This window comes from Enterococcus sp. LJL90, assembly GCF_056924355.1.
In genome coordinates this window covers 63,772-84,654 of sequence record NZ_JBXPBQ010000005.1, presented here as the reverse complement: position 1 = coordinate 84,654, position 20,883 = coordinate 63,772, and the positions used below count along the sequence as shown (strand labels likewise).

At 38.1% G+C, this 20,883-nt stretch carries 23 protein-coding genes; 15 read left to right on the top strand and 8 right to left on the bottom strand.

Annotation, left to right across the window (positions count from 1 at the left end):
* Window positions 1-53: 53 nt before the first annotated feature.
* Window positions 54-770 carry a GntR family transcriptional regulator gene (locus AC1Z3S_RS12280; RefSeq protein WP_461738154.1) on the top strand — a complete coding sequence of 239 codons (717 nt, stop codon included), beginning with the start codon at window positions 54-56 and terminating at the stop codon, window positions 768-770.
* A 244-nt stretch (window positions 771-1,014) separates the two neighbouring features.
* Here the strand turns inward: AC1Z3S_RS12280 and AC1Z3S_RS12275 are convergent, their stop codons facing one another.
* Window positions 1,015-1,461 carry an NUDIX domain-containing protein gene (locus AC1Z3S_RS12275; RefSeq protein ID WP_461740601.1) on the bottom strand — a complete coding sequence of 149 codons (447 nt, stop codon included), beginning with the start codon at window positions 1,459-1,461 and terminating at the stop codon, window positions 1,015-1,017.
* A 194-nt stretch (window positions 1,462-1,655) separates the two neighbouring features.
* Here AC1Z3S_RS12275 and AC1Z3S_RS12270 point away from each other — a divergent pair, with 194 nt between their 5' ends.
* From AC1Z3S_RS12270 to AC1Z3S_RS12235, 8 genes are all read left to right on the top strand, one after another.
* Complete coding sequence (locus AC1Z3S_RS12270) at window positions 1,656-2,009, top strand: type II toxin-antitoxin system RelE/ParE family toxin (protein ID WP_461740600.1); 354 nt, start codon at window positions 1,656-1,658, stop codon at window positions 2,007-2,009.
* The gene (locus AC1Z3S_RS12265; protein WP_461740599.1) at window positions 2,006-2,272 is read left to right on the top strand and encodes a helix-turn-helix domain-containing protein; all 267 of its coding nucleotides are present in this window, start codon (window positions 2,006-2,008) and stop codon (window positions 2,270-2,272) included. The genes AC1Z3S_RS12270 and AC1Z3S_RS12265 overlap by 4 nt, the downstream gene beginning before the upstream one ends.
* Window positions 2,273-2,636: 364 nt before the next feature.
* The gene (locus tag AC1Z3S_RS12260; RefSeq protein WP_461740598.1) at window positions 2,637-3,656 is read left to right on the top strand and encodes an acyltransferase family protein; all 1,020 of its coding nucleotides are present in this window, start codon (window positions 2,637-2,639) and stop codon (window positions 3,654-3,656) included.
* A 34-nt stretch (window positions 3,657-3,690) separates the two neighbouring features.
* Window positions 3,691-4,257, top strand: coding sequence for an RNA polymerase sigma factor (locus AC1Z3S_RS12255; RefSeq protein ID WP_461740597.1), 567 nt, complete (start codon window positions 3,691-3,693; stop codon window positions 4,255-4,257).
* Window positions 4,250-5,020, top strand: coding sequence for a hypothetical protein (locus tag AC1Z3S_RS12250; RefSeq protein ID WP_461740596.1), 771 nt, complete (start codon window positions 4,250-4,252; stop codon window positions 5,018-5,020). The genes AC1Z3S_RS12255 and AC1Z3S_RS12250 overlap by 8 nt, the downstream gene beginning before the upstream one ends.
* A complete protein-coding gene (locus AC1Z3S_RS12245) occupies window positions 5,020-5,895 on the top strand; it encodes an ATP-binding cassette domain-containing protein (RefSeq protein WP_461740595.1) in 876 nt (291 codons plus the stop codon). The genes AC1Z3S_RS12250 and AC1Z3S_RS12245 overlap by 1 nt, the downstream gene beginning before the upstream one ends.
* Entirely contained in the window at window positions 5,888-7,081 is a 1,194-nt protein-coding gene (locus tag AC1Z3S_RS12240; protein WP_461740594.1) for a hypothetical protein, read from the top strand. Before AC1Z3S_RS12245 ends, AC1Z3S_RS12240 begins: the two co-directional genes overlap by 8 nt.
* Window positions 7,082-7,363: 282 nt before the next feature.
* A complete protein-coding gene (locus tag AC1Z3S_RS12235) occupies window positions 7,364-8,398 on the top strand; it encodes a S66 family peptidase (protein WP_461740593.1) in 1,035 nt (344 codons plus the stop codon).
* A 129-nt stretch (window positions 8,399-8,527) separates the two neighbouring features.
* Here the strand turns inward: AC1Z3S_RS12235 and AC1Z3S_RS12230 are convergent, their stop codons facing one another.
* The gene (locus tag AC1Z3S_RS12230; RefSeq protein ID WP_461740592.1) at window positions 8,528-8,983 is read right to left on the bottom strand and encodes an NUDIX domain-containing protein; all 456 of its coding nucleotides are present in this window, start codon (window positions 8,981-8,983) and stop codon (window positions 8,528-8,530) included.
* Between the two features lie 247 nt (window positions 8,984-9,230).
* Here AC1Z3S_RS12230 and AC1Z3S_RS12225 point away from each other — a divergent pair, with 247 nt between their 5' ends.
* From AC1Z3S_RS12225 to AC1Z3S_RS12210, 4 genes are all read left to right on the top strand, one after another.
* On the top strand, window positions 9,231-9,890 hold the full coding sequence (locus AC1Z3S_RS12225) for an ABC transporter ATP-binding protein (RefSeq protein ID WP_461738145.1): 660 nt from the start codon (window positions 9,231-9,233) through the stop codon (window positions 9,888-9,890).
* Between the two features lie 13 nt (window positions 9,891-9,903).
* Window positions 9,904-10,662, top strand: a complete 759-nt coding sequence (locus AC1Z3S_RS12220; protein WP_461740591.1) for an ABC transporter permease — start codon at window positions 9,904-9,906, stop codon at window positions 10,660-10,662.
* A 63-nt stretch (window positions 10,663-10,725) separates the two neighbouring features.
* Complete coding sequence (locus AC1Z3S_RS12215) at window positions 10,726-11,835, top strand: sensor histidine kinase (protein ID WP_461740590.1); 1,110 nt, start codon at window positions 10,726-10,728, stop codon at window positions 11,833-11,835.
* A gap of 152 nt (window positions 11,836-11,987) precedes the next feature.
* A complete protein-coding gene (locus AC1Z3S_RS12210) occupies window positions 11,988-12,587 on the top strand; it encodes a response regulator (protein WP_461740589.1) in 600 nt (199 codons plus the stop codon).
* A 29-nt stretch (window positions 12,588-12,616) separates the two neighbouring features.
* Here AC1Z3S_RS12210 and AC1Z3S_RS12205 read toward each other — a convergent pair whose 3' ends face one another.
* Together AC1Z3S_RS12205 and AC1Z3S_RS12200 are read right to left on the bottom strand one after the other, a co-directional pair.
* On the bottom strand, window positions 12,617-13,204 hold the full coding sequence (locus tag AC1Z3S_RS12205; protein WP_461740588.1) for an NAD(P)H-dependent oxidoreductase: 588 nt from the start codon (window positions 13,202-13,204) through the stop codon (window positions 12,617-12,619).
* A complete protein-coding gene (locus AC1Z3S_RS12200) occupies window positions 13,197-13,769 on the bottom strand; it encodes a TetR/AcrR family transcriptional regulator (protein WP_461740587.1) in 573 nt (190 codons plus the stop codon). The genes AC1Z3S_RS12205 and AC1Z3S_RS12200 overlap by 8 nt, the downstream gene beginning before the upstream one ends.
* Window positions 13,770-13,919: 150 nt before the next feature.
* Between AC1Z3S_RS12200 and AC1Z3S_RS12195 the strand changes: the two genes are divergently transcribed.
* Window positions 13,920-14,690, top strand: coding sequence for an acyl-CoA thioester hydrolase/BAAT C-terminal domain-containing protein (locus tag AC1Z3S_RS12195; protein ID WP_461740586.1), 771 nt, complete (start codon window positions 13,920-13,922; stop codon window positions 14,688-14,690).
* Between the two features lie 111 nt (window positions 14,691-14,801).
* Here AC1Z3S_RS12195 and AC1Z3S_RS12190 read toward each other — a convergent pair whose 3' ends face one another.
* The 3 genes from AC1Z3S_RS12190 to AC1Z3S_RS12180 all read right to left on the bottom strand — a co-directional run bounded on the left by AC1Z3S_RS12190 (window position 14,802) and on the right by AC1Z3S_RS12180 (window position 18,391).
* Window positions 14,802-15,173, bottom strand: coding sequence for an HIT family protein (locus tag AC1Z3S_RS12190; RefSeq protein ID WP_461740585.1), 372 nt, complete (start codon window positions 15,171-15,173; stop codon window positions 14,802-14,804).
* Window positions 15,174-15,706: 533 nt separating this feature from the next.
* On the bottom strand, window positions 15,707-17,044 hold the full coding sequence (locus tag AC1Z3S_RS12185; protein WP_461740584.1) for a C40 family peptidase: 1,338 nt from the start codon (window positions 17,042-17,044) through the stop codon (window positions 15,707-15,709).
* A gap of 891 nt (window positions 17,045-17,935) precedes the next feature.
* Entirely contained in the window at window positions 17,936-18,391 is a 456-nt protein-coding gene (locus AC1Z3S_RS12180) for a DUF4362 domain-containing protein (RefSeq protein ID WP_461740583.1), read from the bottom strand.
* Window positions 18,392-19,749: 1,358 nt separating this feature from the next.
* Between AC1Z3S_RS12180 and AC1Z3S_RS12175 the strand changes: the two genes are divergently transcribed.
* Complete coding sequence (locus tag AC1Z3S_RS12175; protein WP_461740582.1) at window positions 19,750-20,454, top strand: response regulator transcription factor; 705 nt, start codon at window positions 19,750-19,752, stop codon at window positions 20,452-20,454.
* Between the two features lie 100 nt (window positions 20,455-20,554).
* On the opposite strand, the gene AC1Z3S_RS12170 is transcribed toward AC1Z3S_RS12175, so the two are convergent.
* Complete coding sequence (locus tag AC1Z3S_RS12170) at window positions 20,555-20,878, bottom strand: LPXTG cell wall anchor domain-containing protein (protein WP_461740581.1); 324 nt, start codon at window positions 20,876-20,878, stop codon at window positions 20,555-20,557.
* Window positions 20,879-20,883: the final 5 nt, after the last annotated feature.

Genomic DNA, 20,883 nt, shown 5'->3' with positions numbered 1-20,883 from the left:
TCACGATTGTCTAGACAAACAAATTTAGCTATAATATTTTTGAGGTGGAAAAAATGCCAAAATACGAAGAAATTGCCAATACAATTAGAAACCGCATCAAAAGTGATATCTATCCGCCTGATTCGCTATTGCCAAAACAAATTGATTTGGTCAAAGAATTTTCAGTCAGTCGCATGACTATCCAAAAAGCCTTAGATATTTTAACTCTGGAGGGATTGTTGACTTCAAAAAAAGGAGTGGGCACGACTGTTTTGCGACAGCCCTTTTTGACTAAGGACACATCAACGCTTTCTGAGTACGGCGGCTTAAGTCAGGAAATGGCCGAAGCTGGCCGCAAACTGATTAGCCAAGTCATTGAATTCAGCGTTGAATTTCCCGATGCCATCGTCCAAGAGCGCCTACATATCACCGAAGAGGAGCCGGTGTATAAAATTGTTCGTCTGCGCATCGTTGAAAACGAGCCCTTTATTTTGGAGCACACCTACATGCCGATTCACTTGATTCCAAATTTAAAAAAAGAAACCTTGGAGTCCTCTATCTATCAATATATTTTAAATGAGCTGGGCTTTAAAATTACCGGAGCCTATCGCACTATTCACGCGGACAAAAGCAGTAGCTATGATCAAAAATATTTAAACTGCGGCGAACATGATCCCGTTTTGGAGATTCGCCAAATTGTCTATCTGCAAAACGGCCAACCCTTTGAATATTCCCGCAGCCGCAACCGCTATGATGTCAGAGACTATTCTTTTTTAGATTTAAAAAAATAAAAAAGTCTGCCAGTTTGGTTCTCATATTTTGAGAATCAGATTGCAAACTTTTTAGCTTTTATCAACTAATGCAGATGATGATTATTAGGGAACTCCTTCAAAACGAGCCAACTCTTTGCTATTTTTTAAAATCACGGTAACTAGACTCAAAAGTTTTTAGCAGCTATCACAGGTTTTAAACTCTCTAGTCAAAAGAAAAATGACTTTCCAAAATTAACAATCTTTTTGAAAAAACTTCTAGTAACTAGTCTGCTCCTTGCCAGCCATTTTCAAATTGTTTTACCATATACAAGTGATGCTCATGAAATAATCTGTTTTCCAAATCCACCATGCTTGCCCAATAAATGGGTTCTTTTTCAACAGGGGCAGCGATTTTTCCCAGTAGCTGACAGGCGTAAAAATAACCGATATTATGCTGTGACCACTCAGGATATTGTGGTGATACCCAATGCTTTTCAGCCTGTCCTAAAAATTTACCAACATGGGCTGAAAAACCTGTTTCCTCTAAAATTTCCCGCTGAAGGGCAGCAATTGGCTCTTCCTTTTCTTCGAGGCCTCCGCCAACTAAAAACAAATAGCCATCCTCTGCGGCAACAGTCAAAAATTTTTGCTGTGTATTTTGAATAATCCCATAGGCGCCGACTCTTTTTTTGTATTCCAGCCGATGCTCTCTTGTGCCAAAAGATTTCATAGCGCACCTCTTTTCTTGGATTTGTGGTTATAAGATAGGATTTTTTGAGAGTATTAAAGCTCTGATTATTTTAAAATTTGCGCTCTGCAAATTAATGAATTCATTTTCGACTTACGTATTTTAGGTAAAGAAGTCTAAAATTTTATAGCAAACTTGATATATTTTTTAGACCTTGCTATATTAAGGAGAAGATAATGGGTGAGATAATCTTTTATACAAAAAGCAATGGACATTCTCAAATCAAAGACTGGCTAGAGGACTTGTATTTTCATAATCCAACACAGTACAAAAAAGTTGCAGTCTACCTAAATATTTTGGAAAATCTTGGACTTAGTGCCGGCATGCCTTACATCAAATTTTTAAATAGAGAAAAATTATGGGAGCTCAGACCCCATCGTGATCGGATTATTTTTTTTCATGATAACAAGAATAAATTTATTCTATTACACCTATTTACTAAAAAAACCCAGAAAACACCAGTGAGGGAGCTAGAACAAGCTCTCCGTGAAAAACATGACTACTTAAGAAGAAAAGGAGCAACCTCATGATGACTTGGCAGCAATTTAACAAAGAACATCCTTTATCCCCTGAAGATGCCGCAATTCAAGAAATCATTCTCAAAATTGTTAGTACACGACGGGAGCAAAAAATTACCCAGTGCCAATTGGCAAAAAAAATTGGCATGTCCCAGTCACAATTAGCCAAAATTGAGACTCTGGATACAACTCCAAAAATTGACACTCTACTTAGAATTTTGTATGGCTTAGGCCTCTCTTTCTCGATTACAGCAAATTCAAAAACTACTAATTAGCATGAGGTTGCCCATCAATTAAAGCAGATTCAAATTTCACAAATACTTTCTATCTTACGCAGCAAATAAACAACCACAGAAACAAATAAAAAGTAATTCGTGACTTCATCTGCTAAAAAACTGGTGGTGCAGCCTGATGTTTTTTTGTCTATCACAAGAAATGAAAGATACTTTTGTCAACACCTTCCTATTTTCACCTCTCTCAATACTGCGAAAAATCTCATTGGGCAATGGCTTGAGCTATGTCCAGTATCCCTTAACTCCTTAAATAAAAAGGAACAGAAAAAAATAAAAAAATCCCCCTCCCCTTAAATGATTTCCCCAACTAACCAGTTTATCTAGGTAAGGAGAGGGGTGTGTCAAAATGCAAACGAAGCCGAATTATAATTTGCTGTATGTGACGCAGTTTATTTGTTCGCTATTTATTGTGGTGGTTCACAGTGGGACTTTGACGGAGAATCCCGAACTTCACTTTGTGATTAAAACGATGATATGCCGGGTAACTGTGCCCTTTTTCCTCGTTGTGAATGCCTTCTTTTTCAGACAGAAAAATGCTGAGGAACGCAAAATTTGGCTGAAAAAAATTTTGCAGACGTATCTTTTCTGGTCACTGATTTATCTGCCTTTGGGGCTACAATTTGTCCAACAAGAACTCCAGCTCAGCGGTCTGCTGCTGATTCCCGCAGCTCTGGTTGGCTTAATTTATACGGGAATTTATTATCATTTATGGTATTTCCCGGCACTTTTATTTTCCCTTTATATCGTCCCGAAACTTTTACGAAAGTTCGGCTATATAAAATTGGCTGGGCTACTTTTATTGCTATATATAATAGGAGCCAGCGAAACATATTCTGCTTTTATCACCGTGCCTTTTTTAAAAAATATTTTGACCGGCTATCTTGCCCTCTTTTTTACCACGAGAAATGGGGTTTTCTTTAGTTCGATTTTTATTTTGATGGGCTTTTTCATCGCCGATCATTTTGAAAAAATCCAACGACAAAAAAGCGTATTGACGATTGGTTTATTAACTAGCTTTATCCTGATGGCCATTGAGGGGCCGCTGATTTACGCCAACCAAGGGATTGATAAGAATTTTCTCTTCTTTTTACTGCCGCTGCTGTTCTTTGGTTTTCCTTTGCTGTTAAAAGCCTCAGCCAAGAAAAGCCTCAAGCCGTTAAAGAAAGCTGGGCAATTTATTTTCTTTGTCCATTTGCTTCCAATTGAAATATTCAATACACTAACCATGACAGGCAATGAAGTCACAGCCAATTTAGGTTGGACACGCTTATTTCTGGGGATTTTTATCCCTATCTTGCTTTTGCAAATTGGTTATATACGAAAAAGGCGCCAAGGCAATACCATTTTTTTAGAAAAAGCTAAATGATTTTTCAGCATAGACTTTTTTTTTAGTTGAGGGGATGAATAATGTGACGCAACTGCGGGATTATTTGCTAATTAGACGCATCCGAGCCGGCGATGATGAGGCCTGGGAAGAGTTAGTCAATTTATATTATGGAACAATTTACAGCTATTGTTTTCGCCGCTGTTATGGGCAGCGGCAACTGGCAGAGGATTTGACTCAGGAAATCTTTTTGAAGTTAATCAAAAATCTGGAGCGCTTTCAGTTTACTGGCAAGTTTTTTAATTATCTTTTTACGATTGCCGTCAATACCTGCAATAGCTATTATCAAAAGAAAACATTTGACTATGCTGAGCTCCATGAAAATATTGCTGAGCAGGCCGAAAACGAGGCGGCTCTAAAGCATTTGGTTGCCGCAGATACGGCCGAAGAGCTGCAAATTTATTTAGATGAGCTGCCGGATATGCAAAGAGAAGCCTTGATTTTAAAATATTTTCATCAGCTAAAGGTCAAGGAAATCGCTAAAATTACCGAAGTCAGCGTTCCCACTGCCCAGTCCCGCATCAATCAAGGGCTGAGCAAACTTAAAAAAATGCTGGATAGAGAGGAGTTTCATTTTGAATAAGAAATTAACTGAATTATTGCAGCCACAAGAGTTATCGATAAATGAAGCCAAAAAATCCCAGCTGCTGGAACTCGGTCGCCAACAACTGGCGCAACAGCAAGCCACACGATTTTCCTTTTGGCAGCTCTTCAAAATCACTTTCCGCTTTATCAGCTTGAAATTTTGGCTGGCCCAGCTTTTGGTTTTGGGCATCTTGTTGGCTTATCTATTATTAATGCTGAACAATCAAGGCGATGAATCCGGTTTTGTTGCCAGCTATGTCACAATTAATAGCAGCATTAGCATGCTGACCTTGCTGTTTCTCTTTAGCAATATTTTGATTTTCGGTAATCTGGTTACACCTTTTCTTAACGGGATGGCCCCGTTAGAGCGAACTTTAAAATACAGTTTACGGGAACATTTAATCATGAAACTAATCATTTTCGGCCTCTATGATGTGTTATTGGCTATAGCAATTGCCTTATTTTCTGAATTTTTATTATCGTTACTATTTTGGCAAATCGTACTGTTTCTCCTTGTGCCTCTTAATTTATTATCTTTGTTGTTATTGAGTCTGCTGACAATCGGGCGACAAAAAATTCTCACTATTGGTAAATGTCTGGTCGTTGGTTTATTTATCGGTGCTTTTCAAATCATCGCTTCCCGCACGGATATCTATCAACAGCCACTGTTGTTCTGGAGTATTGCGTATCTGCTGACAGTCGCAGTTTTGGGGCTGCTGCTCTATCAAAATTTCCGCAAAAAGAATTGGGGGCAAAATTAATGGAATTATTATTAGTCGATATCAGTAAAAACTACGACGACCAGCCCGTTTTAAAAGACATCACGATGCGTTTGTCCCCGGGCATCTACGGTTTTTTAGGGGAAAATGGCGCTGGAAAAACGACCCTGCTGCAGATTTTAACTGGCTTAACCAAGCCCAGTCAAGGGGAAGTTCTCTACAACTCTAAAAATATTTTGGAAAATTTAGCGGCTTTTCACAGTGAGTTAGGCTTTTTACCACAGGATTTTAATTATTATCCAGAATTTACCGGCCTGAAATTTATGCTCTACTTGGCTGCGCTAAAAGGTCTTAATAAAAAGGTAGCCAAAAAACGCTGCCTAGAATTATTGAAATGGGTTGGCCTCAGCAGTATGCAAAATAAAAAAATCAAAAAATACTCTGGTGGCATGAAACAGCGGTTGGGTATTGCACAGGCTTTGATTAATGATCCAAAAGTTCTCGTCTTGGATGAGCCTACGGTCGGACTTGACCCGAAGGAACGAGTCAAGTTTCGCAAGCTACTGAGCTCTTTTTCCCAAGAAAAAATTGTCTTGTTATCGACCCATATCGTCTCAGACATTGAATACATTGCCGATGAAATTTTTATTTTAAAGGCGGGGCAAATTGCAAACTCCGGCACAGCGGCGGAGCTGGTTGCTTCTGTTGACAATTTTGTCTGGGAAGTCGTTGTTACGCCAGCTGAATTAAAAAATTTCATCGCCAAGTATCCCATCAGTAATCAAAAAAATGAGGACGGCACAATAATTTTACGGGTTCTTACTACAAAAGCGCCTGCAACTAATGCCAAACCGGTCCAGCCAACCTTAGAAGACCTTTATCTCTATTATTTTAGAGAGGAGCAAAGCGATGATTGACTTAATAAAATTTGAAATGGCAAAAATTACTAAGGAAAAAATTTTTGGCGGCGCCTTTTTGATTATGCTGATTGTTGTCTTAGCTGTGATTTTGGCGACCTTGTACGGCACAAATTTAATTAGCGGCACAGCAGGTGAGCGTTATGCCGGTCAAGAAACTGCCAACCGCAATGCAGAAATTGCCAACGCTTATGCCGGCGATTTAACGGATGCAAAAATTTCCGATATTTTAAGTGCCTATTTACAAGCTACGCAAGAAAACAAACAGCAAATAGCGGCTGGTGAAGACAAGCGGGATGATTTTTTTGGGGCTTTCCCTTATCAAATTCAAAACACTTTTATTTCAGACAAGCGGGAATTTTCCCTGCAAATTGATGCCGCTTTTGAAGAACATCAAACCCTCAGCCTCTCAGATATTAATTATTATTCCATTGAGGATTTAAATTTCTATGGTGCTAAAAATGGTACCTCACCAGTACAAATGGGCAACAACTTACCTTGGGGCGAACTATTGGAAACGGTCGGCCGGGCTTTTTTACCGCTAGCTCTATTTTTGATTTTAATTTGTGCCAATTTGTTTTCCATGGAATTCTCCCGCAATACCATACCCGTGGTGGCCACTACTAAATTTGGTCCCACCAAGATGATCTACGCCAAAATCATCACCGCTTGCGTCATCACTATCAGTGTCTATTTGCTTTTTCAGGTCGTGATTTTTCTGAGCTTTTTCTATCTTTATGGGCTATCTGGTTGGCAAGTCAGCATTCAAGCCAATTTTCCTTGGCGTCTGTTTGATTTTCCAATTTTGCTAAATCAAGTGCAAGTGTTACTGATTAGTTATGGCGTGCAGCTCGCCGCTCTTTTGGCAACCGTTGGCTTCACCAGCTTAATTGCTATTTTCGCCAAAAATCCCTTTAATTCTTTGGCCATTGCTTTAGGTGTCTTTTTTGCTCCACAGCTGCTGAGGGAATTTATCCAAAGTGGCATTATCGCCAAATTTTTAAGCTTATTTCCGATTAACAATGGCGACCCCGGAACATTCTTTCGGACCTTAGCCTCAGGAGAAACTTTTTTTACAGATAATTTCCTTGTCAACATCAGCCTTTTATTAGCCTTTTTCTTATTAGCCAAGCTGCTTTTTGACGCCATTATCTGCTGGCGGATGAAGCAATTGAATTTTTCTTAAATTTTTCAGACGAGGTTGTGATGTTCCTTGAAACAGCACTGAATTTTCCGAACAATATCTGATGAGCACTACTAAATATTGAGAATTTACAACGAGGCCTTCTGGAATATAGTCCCACATGTACTTTCTGTCTCGATGATTCACTAGACTACACTCACAAATGCAAAATAATTCAGGATTTCATCTGTTAACAAGACTAATGTCATAGCCTCTTTTGTTATGCTGAAAAAGCTTGCCCCTCACCGTCAGTCTGCTATCATAGACAAAAAGCGAGGTGTTTGGATGATTAAAGGAAAACAATTAAAGATTGGCGACACAATCGCCTTTATTAGCTTATCAGCAGGGCTAGCCGGCATTCCGGCGCTGGCGTACCGTTGGCAAATTGCCAAAGAACGTCTTGAGAAAATGGGTTATCACGTTGTGTTGACCGAATACGCTTTACAGCCGCCAGAATTTTTGCAGGCTCACCCAGAAAAAAGGGCAGCTGATTTAATGGCCGCTCTAAAAAATCCTGAGATTGATGCAATATTTTGCATGGTCGGTGGAGCGGACACTATTCGCCTGTTACCGTATATTGATTTTTCCGTTATCAAAGCCCATCCAAAAATTTTTGTCGGCTACTCTGACACCACCATCAATCATTTTATGTTTTACCATGCTGGCGTGACCTCCATTTATGGGCCTGCCGTTTTCACTCAATGGGCTGAAAATGTTCAGCTCAGCGACTACACCACGCAACATTTTTTTGATTTAGTTGCCGAAAAAAAAGTCCCGTTGCAGCTTGAAAGCGCGCCGGTTTGGACAAGCGGCTTTCTCGATTGGAACAACCCTGAGAATCAGCTGATTCCAAGAACCTGGCAGCCAGAAACCCACGGCCACGAATTTTTACAAGGCAGTGGTACAGTTTCCGGCACCCTTTTAGGCGGCTGTTTGGAAACTTTTTTTATGATGATGGGCACAAAAATTTGGCCATCAGCGACTGAATGGCAGGGAAAAATTTTATTTATCGAAACCTCTGAGATGAAAATCTCACCTGAATGGCTGCAGATTTTTCTGCGGGGGCTAGCCGCCCAAGGAATTTTCCATCGGCTTAACGGCATCTTGATGGGTAAGCCTCAAGATGAAGAATATTACCAAGAATACAAAGATATTCTCCTTGAAATCATCCGCGATGAATGCCAGTTGCCGAACCTACCGATTGTCTACAATTTAAATTTTGGTCACGCCGATCCAATTGTCAGCTTACCTTTTGGCTGTGAAGTCCAAATTGATTGTGACCAACAGACGGTTGCCTTGATGGAGGCAGCAGTCGAATAAAAAAGAGACTCTGTTCAAAAGCAAATCAATAAAGTGACCACACCAAAATTAAATTTTCGGGGTGGTCACTTCGCAATAAAGGACATTTTTTTAATGTCCTTTATTGATGCTGATAAACAGACGTCTCTTTTATTTATTTTCTAAAAAATCCTCAATAATACGCAACTCATGCAACGCCACTTCTTTTGGCAGCTGATCCAAAGGAAAAAAGCGGCAGTCGGTACTTTCATCAGTTTCTGTCAAAATCTCTCCGCTAAATTTTTCAATCAAATAGCTGGAAGTCACAAAAGAACAGGCGTCACCATTGGGATAAGTATAGAAAAAATCCGCCCCGCCAAAAACATTCAACAGAGTCAAATCTTTTTCCTCTGCCACTAAGCCAGTTTCCTCTAGCAATTCTCGACAAGTGGTCGTTTTCGGATCCTCATTGATTTCGACAGAACCCGCCGGCAAGCCCCATAAACCATTATCGCTGCGTTGAATAAAAAGCATCTGCTGTTCCTTCAAAACAATACCACAGGCTCCCGCCACCACCAGAGGCCGACTGCCAATCTCTTTTCTTAAATCTAATAAATAATCTGCCATAAATTCTCCTTTTTTAGTTATCCAAATTTTTATTTAATTGTAGCATATGATTTTTGTGAGAATGTTTAATGCATGGTTTTGTTTGGGGAACAGTGTTTCTTTCTTCATTCCCTTATTAAATCCTAACAATCTGACTCAACAATCCTCCTTCATGACTAATGTCATAAATAGTCATGACGAAAGCTTCTTAATTCAGCGGCAGAATTTCGCTAAACTTAGCTTATCAACAAGAGATGAGGGAGCGAAAATGAAAACAATCGTCAAACTAAAGCAAGTGACTGTGACATTTAAAAAGAAAAAGGCCTTAGCCAATTTGGATTGCGAGCTATTCGCCGGCGAAGTCGTCGGGCTAGTTGGACCCAATGGCGCTGGCAAAACAACTTTGATGAAAACCATCTTAGGTCTGACGCCAACGAGTCAAGGCAGCATCACAGGCCAAGAACAAAAGATGGCCTCATTGATTGAACAACCTGGCCTTTATCCATTTATGACAGGCCTTGAGCATCTGGAATTATTTTCTGATCAGAGCCGTAGCCAATTGGAAATTGACCAGCTGATTCAGCTGCTAGACCTGACAGAATTTATCAATCAAAAAACGAAAGATTACTCACTAGGCATGAAGCAACGCTTAGGAATTGCCTTAGCGTTATTAAATAAACCGCAGTTGGTCATTTTAGATGAGCCGATGAATGGACTCGATCCTTATTCTGTCAAACTTTTAAAAGAAGCCATTTTGATTTATCGCAAAGCCGGCATCAGCTTTTTGATTTCCAGTCACATTTTAAGTGAACTGGAACAAATCGTCGATCGTGTGCTTTTGGTAAAGGCCGGCGTGCTCGTCGAAAATGTGGAACATCCAGAATTGTTGAATGATTTTGAAGAAGGCTTATTAGCCAAATTAGCTTAAGGAGCGGATGACTATGACAACGACTATCAAACAAGAAGTATTCAAACTAGCAAAGCAACAACTAATTATAAAACAAAGCCTTGCATTAACTCTTTTAATTATTGGCATGGCCCTCGTCACCAAATTTGGAAATTTTGAATTGCTGACAGCTGAAAACTTGGTCCCAACTTTATTTAACAGTAGCTGGTTGATTGTCTTTTCCATGGTTTATCTGGCCAGCCAAATCTTTTCGATGGAATTTCGTTTTGGAACAATCAAAAATATGCTGCAAAAAGATGGCAGCCGCTCAAAAATATTTTTCAGCAAATTTTTTCTACTGGTAGGCTATTCCCTTTACCTAAACATTTTGGCAATGATTTTGACGGTAGCAATCAGTCTGGTTTTATTCCCAGAAGTTTCGTTGGAACAAAGCGCTATCTGGCAGACACTACTGACAACAGTCGGTGCTGGTTTTGTCGGCATGTGGCTATTTGCCAGCCTGTCTTTGATGATTTCATTAATCGTACAAAATGAATCTCTGGCGGGAATGTTAGGACTGATTTCTTATTTCATGTCCTCTATGCTAGCAGGTGTCCAATTCTTAGTATTGGATCAGGCCGCTTGGCTCAAATGGAATCCCTTCAATATGCTAAACTTGGCCAATCAATTGGCAGACAGCAGCTTGTCTCAGATGACTTTATTATCCACTGGTCAACTGGTTATCGGAAATTTTGTCTACATCGCCCTCTTCATTTTGATTGCCAAAGTGGTCTTTCAGCGGAGAAAAATTTAAATAATATTGCGAAAAAATGGCTTTTCGTTTTTAATTAAAGTAATCAGCTGGAAAGGATGGCCTATGCAAAAATTTCACTTATTCCCAAAGGGCGAAACTGTTAGCTCAATTATCTGGATGCTCTTTCTCCTGATTCCAATTATGTCATTATTTCCATATGATACATTTCAACGGCAATTTGCCGGGGTTTTATTACTACTATTTGCTTGGTGCTACCGCAACACTTTATTCCACGGCAAATATTTTTATTACTGGCTACTGCTGCAATATCTGATTGCTTGGTTTTATACTTTGAATTTGGGCTATGTCTATCTCTTTATGTTCCCTGCGTGGCAATTGGGCTTTTCCCCGCTACGCAAACAACAATTTTGGTTGTTTTATGGCAGTCAACTGGCACTGATGCTTTCCGGGATGCTTTTAGGTCCGTTGCAAAATCCGGCTTTCGGCGGCAATCAATTCATCATGAGCATTGCCTTTAGTTTATTTACCGCTGTGGCGCCACTGGCTGGTCAGGAATTTTATCAACAACAGGAACAACGCAAACAGCTTTATCAAGCAAATAAACGGATGGAGTCTCTGATAAAAGGTGAAGAGCGCAACCGGATTGCCCGTGAACTTCATGATTCCTTGGGCCAATCTTTATCTGTGATGACGATTAAACTGGATTTAACGCAAAAAATTCTCAGTAAAAAGCCCGACTTGGCAAAAGACGAGCTGAAGGAGGTGGAGCATTTATCCCGCTCCACTTTGAAAACTGTCCGAGAAATTGTTTCCGATATGCGCAGGCGCTCCATTCCAGAAGAAATGGTTGACATCAACCAAGCGCTGACCGCAGCCAAAATTATTTTAACCACAGAAAACGAAGAACTGGCTCAGTCACTAGGCAGCCATCAGCAGACGGAATTGAGTAGCATTTTACGGGAAGCCGTCACCAATATTATCCGCCACAGCAAAGCAACCTACTGCAAAATTATTTTTCAGCAGGCAGATGAATGGCTGCAGATTAGCATTCAGGATAACGGCATCGGCGCCAAAAATTTAATTTCTGGAAATGGTCTGACAGGCATGCAGGAACGAGTCCAAAGTTTGCAGGGCACGCTGGTCATTCAAGATGACCACGGCACGCTATTAAGAATTTCTTTGCCGCTGGAATATGACAGCATAGAGGAATAAAACAGTTTTTAGCTCATAAAAAATTTCCCACCATGTGCGAAGCATTCTCCTGTTTAAAGTTAGAGAAAATACTAGTTCGCAATTTAATTGCAAACTATTTTTTCATTTCTTGCTATCACAATAAATTATTCGGAAAAAATGGGAGGTTGAAGATGATTAAAGTATTGATTGCCGAGGACCAAGGCGTGCTCTCCTCCGCTTTGGCGATGATTTTAAATCTGGAGGAGGATATTGAGGTCGTGGGAACCGCCAAAGATGGCGTTGACGCCAGCTTGCTGCTTGCCAAATATCAGCCGGATGTCCTGCTGACAGATATCGAGATGCCCCAGAAAACAGGATTAGACTTGGCGGCAGAATTGCAAGACAGTCCGATTAAGGTCATCATTTTAACCACCTTTGCCCGAGACGGCTATTTTGAAAGAGCCGTCGCTGCTAAAGTCGCCGCTTATCTCTTAAAAGATACCCCCAGTGAAGAATTAATCGAGCATATTCGCTCAGCGATGGCCGGCAAAACTTTTTATGAACCGAGCCTCATCACCGGCTATATGAACAATCAAAAAAATCCCTTGTCGCAAAAAGAGCAGGAAATTTTAGCTTTGATTTCCCAAGGCGCAACCTCTAAGGACATCGCCGGCCAGCTTTATCTATCCGATGGCACCATTCGCAATTATATTTCAGAAATTATCAGCAAACTAGGTGCTAAAAATCGCATTGATGCTGCCGCCAAAGCAAAGGAAAATGGCTGGCTCTAAATTTTTGATTTTCCTATTGAATAGTCTGCTTAACTTGGAAATAATTTTTTAATACTTAACTTCTTGAGCATCGCTATTCTCTGATCAGCGTTGCTCTTTGTCACGCCGCCAAAGCTGAGCCATTTTTGCTTTTTGATGCCCAATTGTTTAACCGTCGCTCCTAAAAAAACTTTTTTTATTGGATTACCGCAAACAAATTTTAAATACCACGTCGGTGATGTAGCCGTCGTGATAATTGTTAAGCTGGAAATATTATCTAACAGCCCTTTGACACCAGTCTTAGTGACTTGATAAGCAAATGTCATTTTCATGACTTTGTCGAAAAAGCCCTTCAGCATTGCCGGCAAATCATTCCACCAAATCGGCGTAATCAATAAAATTTGATCCGCCTGCCGAATCATCTGCTGATATTTGGTGACTAGCGGATCGCAAGTTCCCCCTGTTTTGAACAGGCTCAATTCCTCAGTTGTATAGCTCGGATTAAATTGATCTTGATACAAATCAATCAGCAGATACTCTTGCCCCGCAGCCTCTAAATCCCCCAGCACTTTCTCTAAAATAGCGTGATTAAAACTGCCCGCATAGGGATGACAATAAACGATTAGCTTTTTAGGCATTTTTCTCTCCTCCATCCAGTAAGTCCGACAAAGTTCGTTCAATTATTTCCGGCTGCACGATAAGCACACCACGGCTGGCTAACAATGAGTAGCCCTGTAAAAAGGCCCACAGCCGCGTACTCAACGAGGACAAAATCTCCGCCAAATTAAATTCTTCACGGGCCTCCTCGACGTACTTTAGAAACACCGTATAAAGTGTTTGTGATTGAGTATCGTTTGCCACTTGCTCACTATAGGGACTAAAAAATAGAAACTCCATCTGCAAAGGCTCTCTCGCTAATTTTTGAAATAAAAATTCAGACAACTGCCGCAAACCAGCCTTACCCTCATTTTCAGCAGGGAAATTTTTTTGATATTCCCGTAAAACCTCCTTCGCCAGCTCATCTAGCACTTGTTGAAACAAATCCTCTTTGTTGGCAAAATGTTTATAAATATTGGCCGCTGAAATCCCACTGGCCTGCGCGACTTCCCGCAAAGAAATTTCCTGAAAACTCTTCTTTCGCAGAAGATAACCGGTCTGTTGTAAAATTCTTTCCTTCGTATCTGTTTTTCGCAAATCTTCCATAAAAGCCTCCCATAAAAAAGGTTAACGTTGTTACCGAAAAAACGATAACACCGTTAACCTAAATTTGTCAAATCGAAAAGAATCTTCCACGAAAATTTTCTCAGACTTCTTTCTGCTATAATTAATTTACTATCGAAAAAGGACAAGCTTATGAATATAACTATTGCGGAAATAAATCAAGACCAAGTTGTCGGTTATCAGCTGACTCCTGAAGAAAAACTATCGATTGGTACTGTCATTATTTTTGGCGGTTCTGAAGGCAGCTGTCGCCTAGACTTAGCCAAAAAAATTTGCGAGAGTGGCTATCAGGTTGTAGCCCTTTATTATTTTGGCAGACCTGCTTTAGCCCCAACATTGGACAATATCGAAATCAGCTTTTTTTCACAAGTGCTGGCTTTTTTAGGCCCACAGCGCCAAGCGCCCATCACGCTCCTCGGCCTTTCGAGAGGGGCCGAGTTGTGTCTGATTTTGTCTGCCTACTATCCTGAAATCAAGCAGCTAATCTTGATTTCCCCCAGCAACTACTTTTTTCCAGGCCAAGCCTTGCCTCATGTCCCCATGCCAAGAAGTTTCATTTTAAAAAATTATTTTAAAGAGAAACGTCCTAGCATCGCTATTTTTGAAGAACTACTTTCTCAAACCCATGCATTAGAGCACTATCAAATTCCTGCCGAAAATTTTTCTGGTGAAATATTATTATTTTCCGGTGGGCTCGATCAGACCTGGCCTGCCGCTGCCATGGCTCAGAAGATTGCCAACCGAGCGCAAGATGCTCAGCACTTTCATTATCCCCGTGCCGGGCATAGCTTTATCCATAACTTTTATGATGGGCCTGATTGGGAAGCCGACCTCTTCGCCGACCACCAAAGCTGGCAGATTATGGAAAAATCTTTAGCCCAGTGGCATAGAACCAATTTGTGAGGGAAGAATGAACCCCGCTTTTGGAGAGAAAGAAATAGCACAGAGTCTTTAGTGGTAGTTCGAGGATTTTTAGTTTTGTAAAGCGGACGGCTGTTCATTTTTTTCAAATAACTAATAAAACATTTTATCGGGAATCGCTCCTCGAATGCCGCCTTTTGGATTAGGTGTGTCGCCCTTATACCGGGGAATGAGGTGGCAGTGGCAATGAAATATCGATTGCCCCGCTACTTCTCCGCAATTAAAGCCAATATTGTAGCCATCTGGACTTTCCGTTTCATCAAGAAAACTTTTGCAGGTTTCAAGCAACTTTTCAATGTCCAGCTTTTCAGAATCTGATAATGCAAAATAATCTATTTTATGCTTTTTAGGGACGATTAGAATGTGACCTGGTGAAACAGGATTTTTGTCAAAAAATGCCTGTGCAGAGTTGTTTTCAAAAAGAATCTGGTTCCGATCAAGATTGCAGAAAGGGCAAAATTCCATTTGGATAACCTCCTTTTTTATTAATACGGTTAGTATATCTCAAAAATTCAGCAGCCACAGCTACTTTCAAACTTTTAGACACAGGTTGTAAAGCGATTTTGTTGATTTCATAACAAGACTTGAATATTTTACTGATTAAAGCTGGGTAAGGGTTCATTCAATAAATAAGTCTCCACTAAATCGTTTAACCAATACAGGCGTGCTGTTTAATCTATTAGTATGATAGTGGTGATGTGGTTTACAGCAAAATTATGGAAATTCTCCTAGCAAATTATGTTTCACAAATAGTTATAAATTCAAATTTCCATAAAGGAAAACGATAAAAAAATTTTTTCTTTGTAATCGAAATTACCTTCTAAAATCACCTGATATTGTACTACTCAAAAGTAATTAATATAAGTATGGGCTGAACCACTAAAAATGTACAAAATTAAAGCCGTAGAGTTTAATCATCTACGGCTTACTTTTAATCTTTATTTGTCTATTTGACACATTAAAAATTCAACACAAGGTGTATAGATTTTAATGCACTATCAGAATTTGTATGTCCCTGGGAAATAGAAATCATTAATAATTTGATTACCCAATGTGTCAGAGGCATACCGGTGCATGATTTGCAGATTTTTCCCTTTTAGTTTCGTAACATCAAAAGTTGCTTGAAATCCACTATTCTGAACCCCTGCAACATTTTTTCCAACATAGCTTGCTACATCTGTTCTAGTGATTGAACTATCAATTTTGGCCCTAGCTACTTCTTTTCCATTTTCTAACAAGAATACAAATCTATTCGTTCCTTTGGGTGAGTTCCACGCCGCATGCCACCCAATGACTTTACGCAAATTGCCTTCTGTCTGAATCACATCTAGATTACCATCATTTACTTTTCCAGGTAGTGAGTATACAGTTGGAAATGTTTTATCTAGTTTCCATGCATTCCCTTGACTATCTGTCGCATAACGAACGAGGATTTTAAACTGCCGACCTAATAATACTTCTGGAGTACCGCCTTTTATTATCCATCCCACATTAGAGCCATTTACTGTAGGGTAAACTGCCGAGACATCTGTACGAGACTTTCTAGTCATCTTTAACCGAGTAATTTCTTTCCCAGTATTACTATCCATAAAGAAAACAAATGGTGTTGTACTTTGAATATTTTCAGTCGTTGTCATCCAGCCATCAATTAAAAAATCATACGTATTCATTGATACTGTGTCCAATGAAGCATTTACTGTTGGCGCCGGTGTAGTATCTTTTAGAATTCGTTTTGCAAAGCTTGGATAGTAGTATGTTAAGCTAGTTCTTTTCACCTTTTGACCAGGTTGAGGAGCATAAATCATCTGGTTATTCCCAACATAAATTGCCACATGATATGTTGAACCACGATTTCCATAAAATAATAAGTCTCCTGGCTGTAGAGCACTCATACTGACATCTCGACCGTATTTTTCTTGGTTATAAGTGCCCATTGGCAGTTCAATGTTCACCGCCTGTTTATATACGTACTTTACAAGACCACCACAATCGAAACTATTTGGACCTTGAGCTCCACTTACATAAGGTTTCCCTAGTTGGGCCTCTGCAACTTGAACGATTTTAGTCTGATCTGAACTCATTGCCGCAAAAGTTGTTACCCCACGATCAGAAATTTTTTCTTCATGTGGTAAATCAGGAATTTGCATAATTTGTTCGAACTGTTCTAAAGAGTATCCTGCATCTAATCCTTCTTTTTCCTTTTGAGCATACTCTTCAGCACTAAAATTGTTTCCACTTGCGTGTACCGTATTAGGAAGCATCATCACTGATAATAAAGTTGAACATAGTATGCAGATTTTTGTAGTTTTAAACCATAAAGTTTTTGCCTTTTTCAAATTAAATCCCCCCCAAAAATAATTTTAATAACCTAAACGAATATGTTTAGTTATACCTACTCATTCTAAAAAATACCGTGTATCATTCTAAAACTGTCAACATAAATGCGCGCGCTTTCATAAAGGCATTATAAACTTTATTTTCAACCATTGCAATATTTTTTTAATTTATAAATAAATAAAAACAATATGCAAATAATTTACCTCGTGCTCTCTCAATCATTTTTAACAATGCTATTGAACTAGCATATTGATAAATTAGTCGTTTAGGATGCAAAATTGAAGTACACTTAATTTCAAATCAGAAACGAACGTTCTTGATACAGAAGGAAAACCAAATAATCCACCAAAGATTCTTGGTGGACAATAATTTTTCTGAGTAGATGAAATCCGTAGTTAGTTTATTAACCTTTACATTAGCGGACTAATAAAAAATCTTTTAAAATAAAATGTCCAACGAAGACATTATGGATATTATTGAAAAAAATGTACTTATTACGAAACAGCAATTGAAGCCAGCGCAGAAACCATTCATTTTGCGATTCAAATGTCGATTAGCAACAAAGAAAAATTCAGTAAATTGCTGAACTGAAAGCTAAAAATGTTCTTCGAGTGACTATTCGAAGAACCTTTTTTATTGGGAATAACTCTAATCTCTAAATGACATTTTTCATTTAGCTAGTATGTTAAACCCTGAGTTTATCTACTCACGACTTAGACTGTCTTTAGCAGATTCAGGATAATTGAATTACACCTGGTTACCTATGGGGAATTTTATTTCACTAACTATTTTTTCCTACAAAGTCTGTAATCTTTGGATTCTACTTCTTGGACCAATAAATTGAGAGTCCTTTTTCATAAGTAAATACCCACCAAACGTTAGATAAATCTTTAGCTTTGAGCTAAATTAATAAGTAAGAACTCCTCTTCACTCCCCGTATTTTGCAAGATATATTTATTGTCTTTGAAAATAATTTTATTAAAATATTGGCGAGTAACAGCAGGCCTCTTTATGCTACTAACGTTGGAATAATCTTCTATCAATTCTATTTGTGCTCCATCATAAATTAGTGTTTCAAAGATAATATCCCCTTCAATAGTACAAGATTCTATAATAATTTTATCAACAATATTTTGGTTAACATTATTGATAAATTGAGATAATCTTTTTTCATTAGTTACCTCTTCTCCTAAAATTGCTGTGACTTTATCCGCATCTGAAATAATGGAACTGGATTCGATTGAAGAAACATTAGGTGGTATTGCATCAACTATTTGATTGTCATCAATTGAATCACATCCTGCCAATATGAATATACCAAATATTAACCAAACAATCTTTTTCATGAAGTCACCCCTTAGTTTTAATTACTTTATATAAAGTATTATACGAATAGATAGATTAGGCAAGCTTTTTAGCCTTCTATCTTCCATAAAGAAAATTATGTAAACTAGGTAAGAGTTTAATCTAATCGTTTTGAATTATTGAAAGACTCCAGCTCTATTTTAATAAAAAAGAGTAGCTAAAAAGCTAACCAATCAAAAACACATTATGAAAGCTCGTTTCGATCTAAACTTTCAACAAAAGACAAAGCCACAGCTGCAACTTGTATTAGTTCTGTCCGTGCATCTTCTGGTCTTTGAGTGTTGCCATTTAGATGGTAATCCACTAACTCCTGAGCAACTTCTCCAATTTCTTCAGAAAGAACTGAATGCCATAAGTATGGGTTGTAGTTTGATTCTCCCCACTTATTTATTTATCTATTTTTTTCGTTTAAAATTTCATCAACTACGATTTTTCATCCAAAAAATACCCCTTTAAACGCTATAAAATACTCGATGAAAGTTTGCCATTGTAAGCAAATTTTTTCTAATCTATTTTCTTTCCTAATTGTGATAATATTTTGTTTATGGACACTCAAAGGATATTGAAAAAAATATCAACATACATTCTATAACTATTAGATTAATTTGAATTGTTGAGTAATGTAATTCAATTTTTTATCCCCTCCTAATTGTTATTTAATGATGAGTTTCCTTACTTTGTAAAACGTGATTTTTATAACCTACCCCTTCAAAAAATGAGACTCTACATAAAGAAAAGGCCACTAATCTCTCCTAGTGGCCACTTATGTATTTTACTAGTTATTTTAATTACTATTTAAATCTCTAGAATAATTAGTCAGCACTTTAGTGAAATAGAAGTTTTGTTACTTTATTATCAATCAAAATAATATACGGAATTAATGTGGCGGATTCTCGCTTCCCAAGAAACAATTCTATTTACTCCATCTACGGTTTGTGTAACTTTTTAGATAATTAAATCTCGTTTCTATAAAAATATAGTGTCAATCAAATTGCTTAAAAAAAAGAAATAATTGAAGTAATAGCTCTTTTTATGAAAGATAAGAGATTTAGCTCTAAACTAGTTCAATATTTTTCTATTAAAGACTAAGTCCAATATATTTAATAACTATAAATTATAATTGTTTTATAGAAAAAATGGATTATTTGTTACATTTCAGAGATGACAATTTAGGTATTTTCGTTAATTTTTAAGGGTTGTAAAAATACTAACTTAAATTACAACGAAAATTATTTTTTCGTTTTTAATAAAAAATAGAATTAAAAACTAGTTTATTTAAATCATATTATTTAGTCATATTTTTGTTCCTTGATATACTTTTTTTAATTGGAGGGATTCTATGTCACGAATCTTATTGGTCGATGAACACCATGAAATTATTGATACGATTACACGTTATTTAAAGAAAGAAGGTTTAGAAGTAATTGTTGCCAGGAATGGTATCGATGCTTTGCACTTATTTAAAGAAACTGAAGTTGAGTTAGTGCTGACTGATATTTTATTGCCAAAGTTAGATGGTTATGAGCTGATGGAAGCTATATTACAATTAGATGAACAAATACCGTTTGTCTTTATGAGTGATCAACAGCACGAGCAAGACAAAATTTATTCATTGATGCTCGGAGCTGATGATTTTATCACCAAGCCCTTTAACCCGCGAGAATTGGCCTTACGCATTAAAAATATTGTAAGGCGGACCAACTATTATCAAAATAAAAATCTAAAAAGTTGTTGCATTGGCGCCTTGTCTATCGATAATAATCGTCATTCTGCTTACTTAAATAACACTGAATTACCTTTATCTAACAAAGAGTTTGAGTTATTACAGCTTTTTGCTCTGAACATTGGTCGTGTTTTTTCAAAATCTGAGCTTTATGAAAAAATTTGGCGAACGGATTTCTTTGAAGATGCCAATACGTTAAATGTTCATATTCACGGAATTCGTGAAAAAATGAATGCAGTCAATAATCCTGGCCTATACCCAAAAATCCAGACTGTTTGGGGTCTGGGGTATCGAATGGAGATACCAGATGGCCTAAATTAGGTACTTGATGGCTGAATTTTAATACAAAAATAAAACCAGACTATCCTAGAAGTGATCCTGATTTAAGCTTCGCTTCTTCAGATAACGCTGGTTTTTTCATTTATTCTCTCAATTTATTTCGCCGATATAGTATTATTCCAGCAACGGTTAAAACAATTAGTCCAATACTTGAAATTAGTCTAGAAGCAATTTCATTGGTCTGTAACAAATCAGTCGATCCAACAGTGTTATGGGATTGACCGTCAGGAATAGGCGGTTTTGGTTGATTGCCGTTGCTACCACCCGGTTGTCTCTGCCCATCCAGAATAATTTGTGCTTTTGAAGTTTCAGCAAAGCTTTCAGAAGCATAACTAAAACTTCCAGCTAAAATTAAGGTGGCTGTTAAACTGAGAAAAATAATAATTTTTTTCTTAAGAGTATGCATGCTTC

What these genes read in the sequence shown, in the direction of transcription:
- AC1Z3S_RS12180 (WP_461740583.1), bottom strand. Translation starts at nt 18,391, where the DNA reads ATGAAAAAGATTGTTTGGTTAATATTTGGTATATTCATATTGGCAGGA.
- AC1Z3S_RS12170 (WP_461740581.1), bottom strand. Translation starts at nt 20,878, where the DNA reads ATGCATACTCTTAAGAAAAAAATTATTATTTTTCTCAGTTTAACAGCC.
- AC1Z3S_RS12195 (WP_461740586.1), top strand. Translation starts at nt 13,920, where the DNA reads ATGAATATAACTATTGCGGAAATAAATCAAGACCAAGTTGTCGGTTAT.
- AC1Z3S_RS12175 (WP_461740582.1), top strand. Translation starts at nt 19,750, where the DNA reads ATGTCACGAATCTTATTGGTCGATGAACACCATGAAATTATTGATACG.
- AC1Z3S_RS12205 (WP_461740588.1), bottom strand. Translation starts at nt 13,204, where the DNA reads ATGCCTAAAAAGCTAATCGTTTATTGTCATCCCTATGCGGGCAGTTTT.
- AC1Z3S_RS12270 (WP_461740600.1), top strand. Translation starts at nt 1,656, where the DNA reads ATGGGTGAGATAATCTTTTATACAAAAAGCAATGGACATTCTCAAATC.
- AC1Z3S_RS12200 (WP_461740587.1), bottom strand. Translation starts at nt 13,769, where the DNA reads ATGGAAGATTTGCGAAAAACAGATACGAAGGAAAGAATTTTACAACAG.
- AC1Z3S_RS12265 (WP_461740599.1), top strand. Translation starts at nt 2,006, where the DNA reads ATGATGACTTGGCAGCAATTTAACAAAGAACATCCTTTATCCCCTGAA.
- AC1Z3S_RS12235 (WP_461740593.1), top strand. Translation starts at nt 7,364, where the DNA reads ATGATTAAAGGAAAACAATTAAAGATTGGCGACACAATCGCCTTTATT.
- AC1Z3S_RS12190 (WP_461740585.1), bottom strand. Translation starts at nt 15,173, where the DNA reads ATGGAATTTTGCCCTTTCTGCAATCTTGATCGGAACCAGATTCTTTTT.
- AC1Z3S_RS12255 (WP_461740597.1), top strand. Translation starts at nt 3,691, where the DNA reads ATGAATAATGTGACGCAACTGCGGGATTATTTGCTAATTAGACGCATC.
- AC1Z3S_RS12260 (WP_461740598.1), top strand. Translation starts at nt 2,637, where the DNA reads ATGCAAACGAAGCCGAATTATAATTTGCTGTATGTGACGCAGTTTATT.
- AC1Z3S_RS12230 (WP_461740592.1), bottom strand. Translation starts at nt 8,983, where the DNA reads ATGGCAGATTATTTATTAGATTTAAGAAAAGAGATTGGCAGTCGGCCT.
- AC1Z3S_RS12275 (WP_461740601.1), bottom strand. Translation starts at nt 1,461, where the DNA reads ATGAAATCTTTTGGCACAAGAGAGCATCGGCTGGAATACAAAAAAAGA.
- AC1Z3S_RS12245 (WP_461740595.1), top strand. Translation starts at nt 5,020, where the DNA reads ATGGAATTATTATTAGTCGATATCAGTAAAAACTACGACGACCAGCCC.
- AC1Z3S_RS12225 (WP_461738145.1), top strand. Translation starts at nt 9,231, where the DNA reads ATGAAAACAATCGTCAAACTAAAGCAAGTGACTGTGACATTTAAAAAG.
- AC1Z3S_RS12210 (WP_461740589.1), top strand. Translation starts at nt 11,988, where the DNA reads ATGATTAAAGTATTGATTGCCGAGGACCAAGGCGTGCTCTCCTCCGCT.
- AC1Z3S_RS12240 (WP_461740594.1), top strand. Translation starts at nt 5,888, where the DNA reads ATGATTGACTTAATAAAATTTGAAATGGCAAAAATTACTAAGGAAAAA.
- AC1Z3S_RS12280 (WP_461738154.1), top strand. Translation starts at nt 54, where the DNA reads ATGCCAAAATACGAAGAAATTGCCAATACAATTAGAAACCGCATCAAA.
- AC1Z3S_RS12220 (WP_461740591.1), top strand. Translation starts at nt 9,904, where the DNA reads ATGACAACGACTATCAAACAAGAAGTATTCAAACTAGCAAAGCAACAA.
- AC1Z3S_RS12215 (WP_461740590.1), top strand. Translation starts at nt 10,726, where the DNA reads ATGCAAAAATTTCACTTATTCCCAAAGGGCGAAACTGTTAGCTCAATT.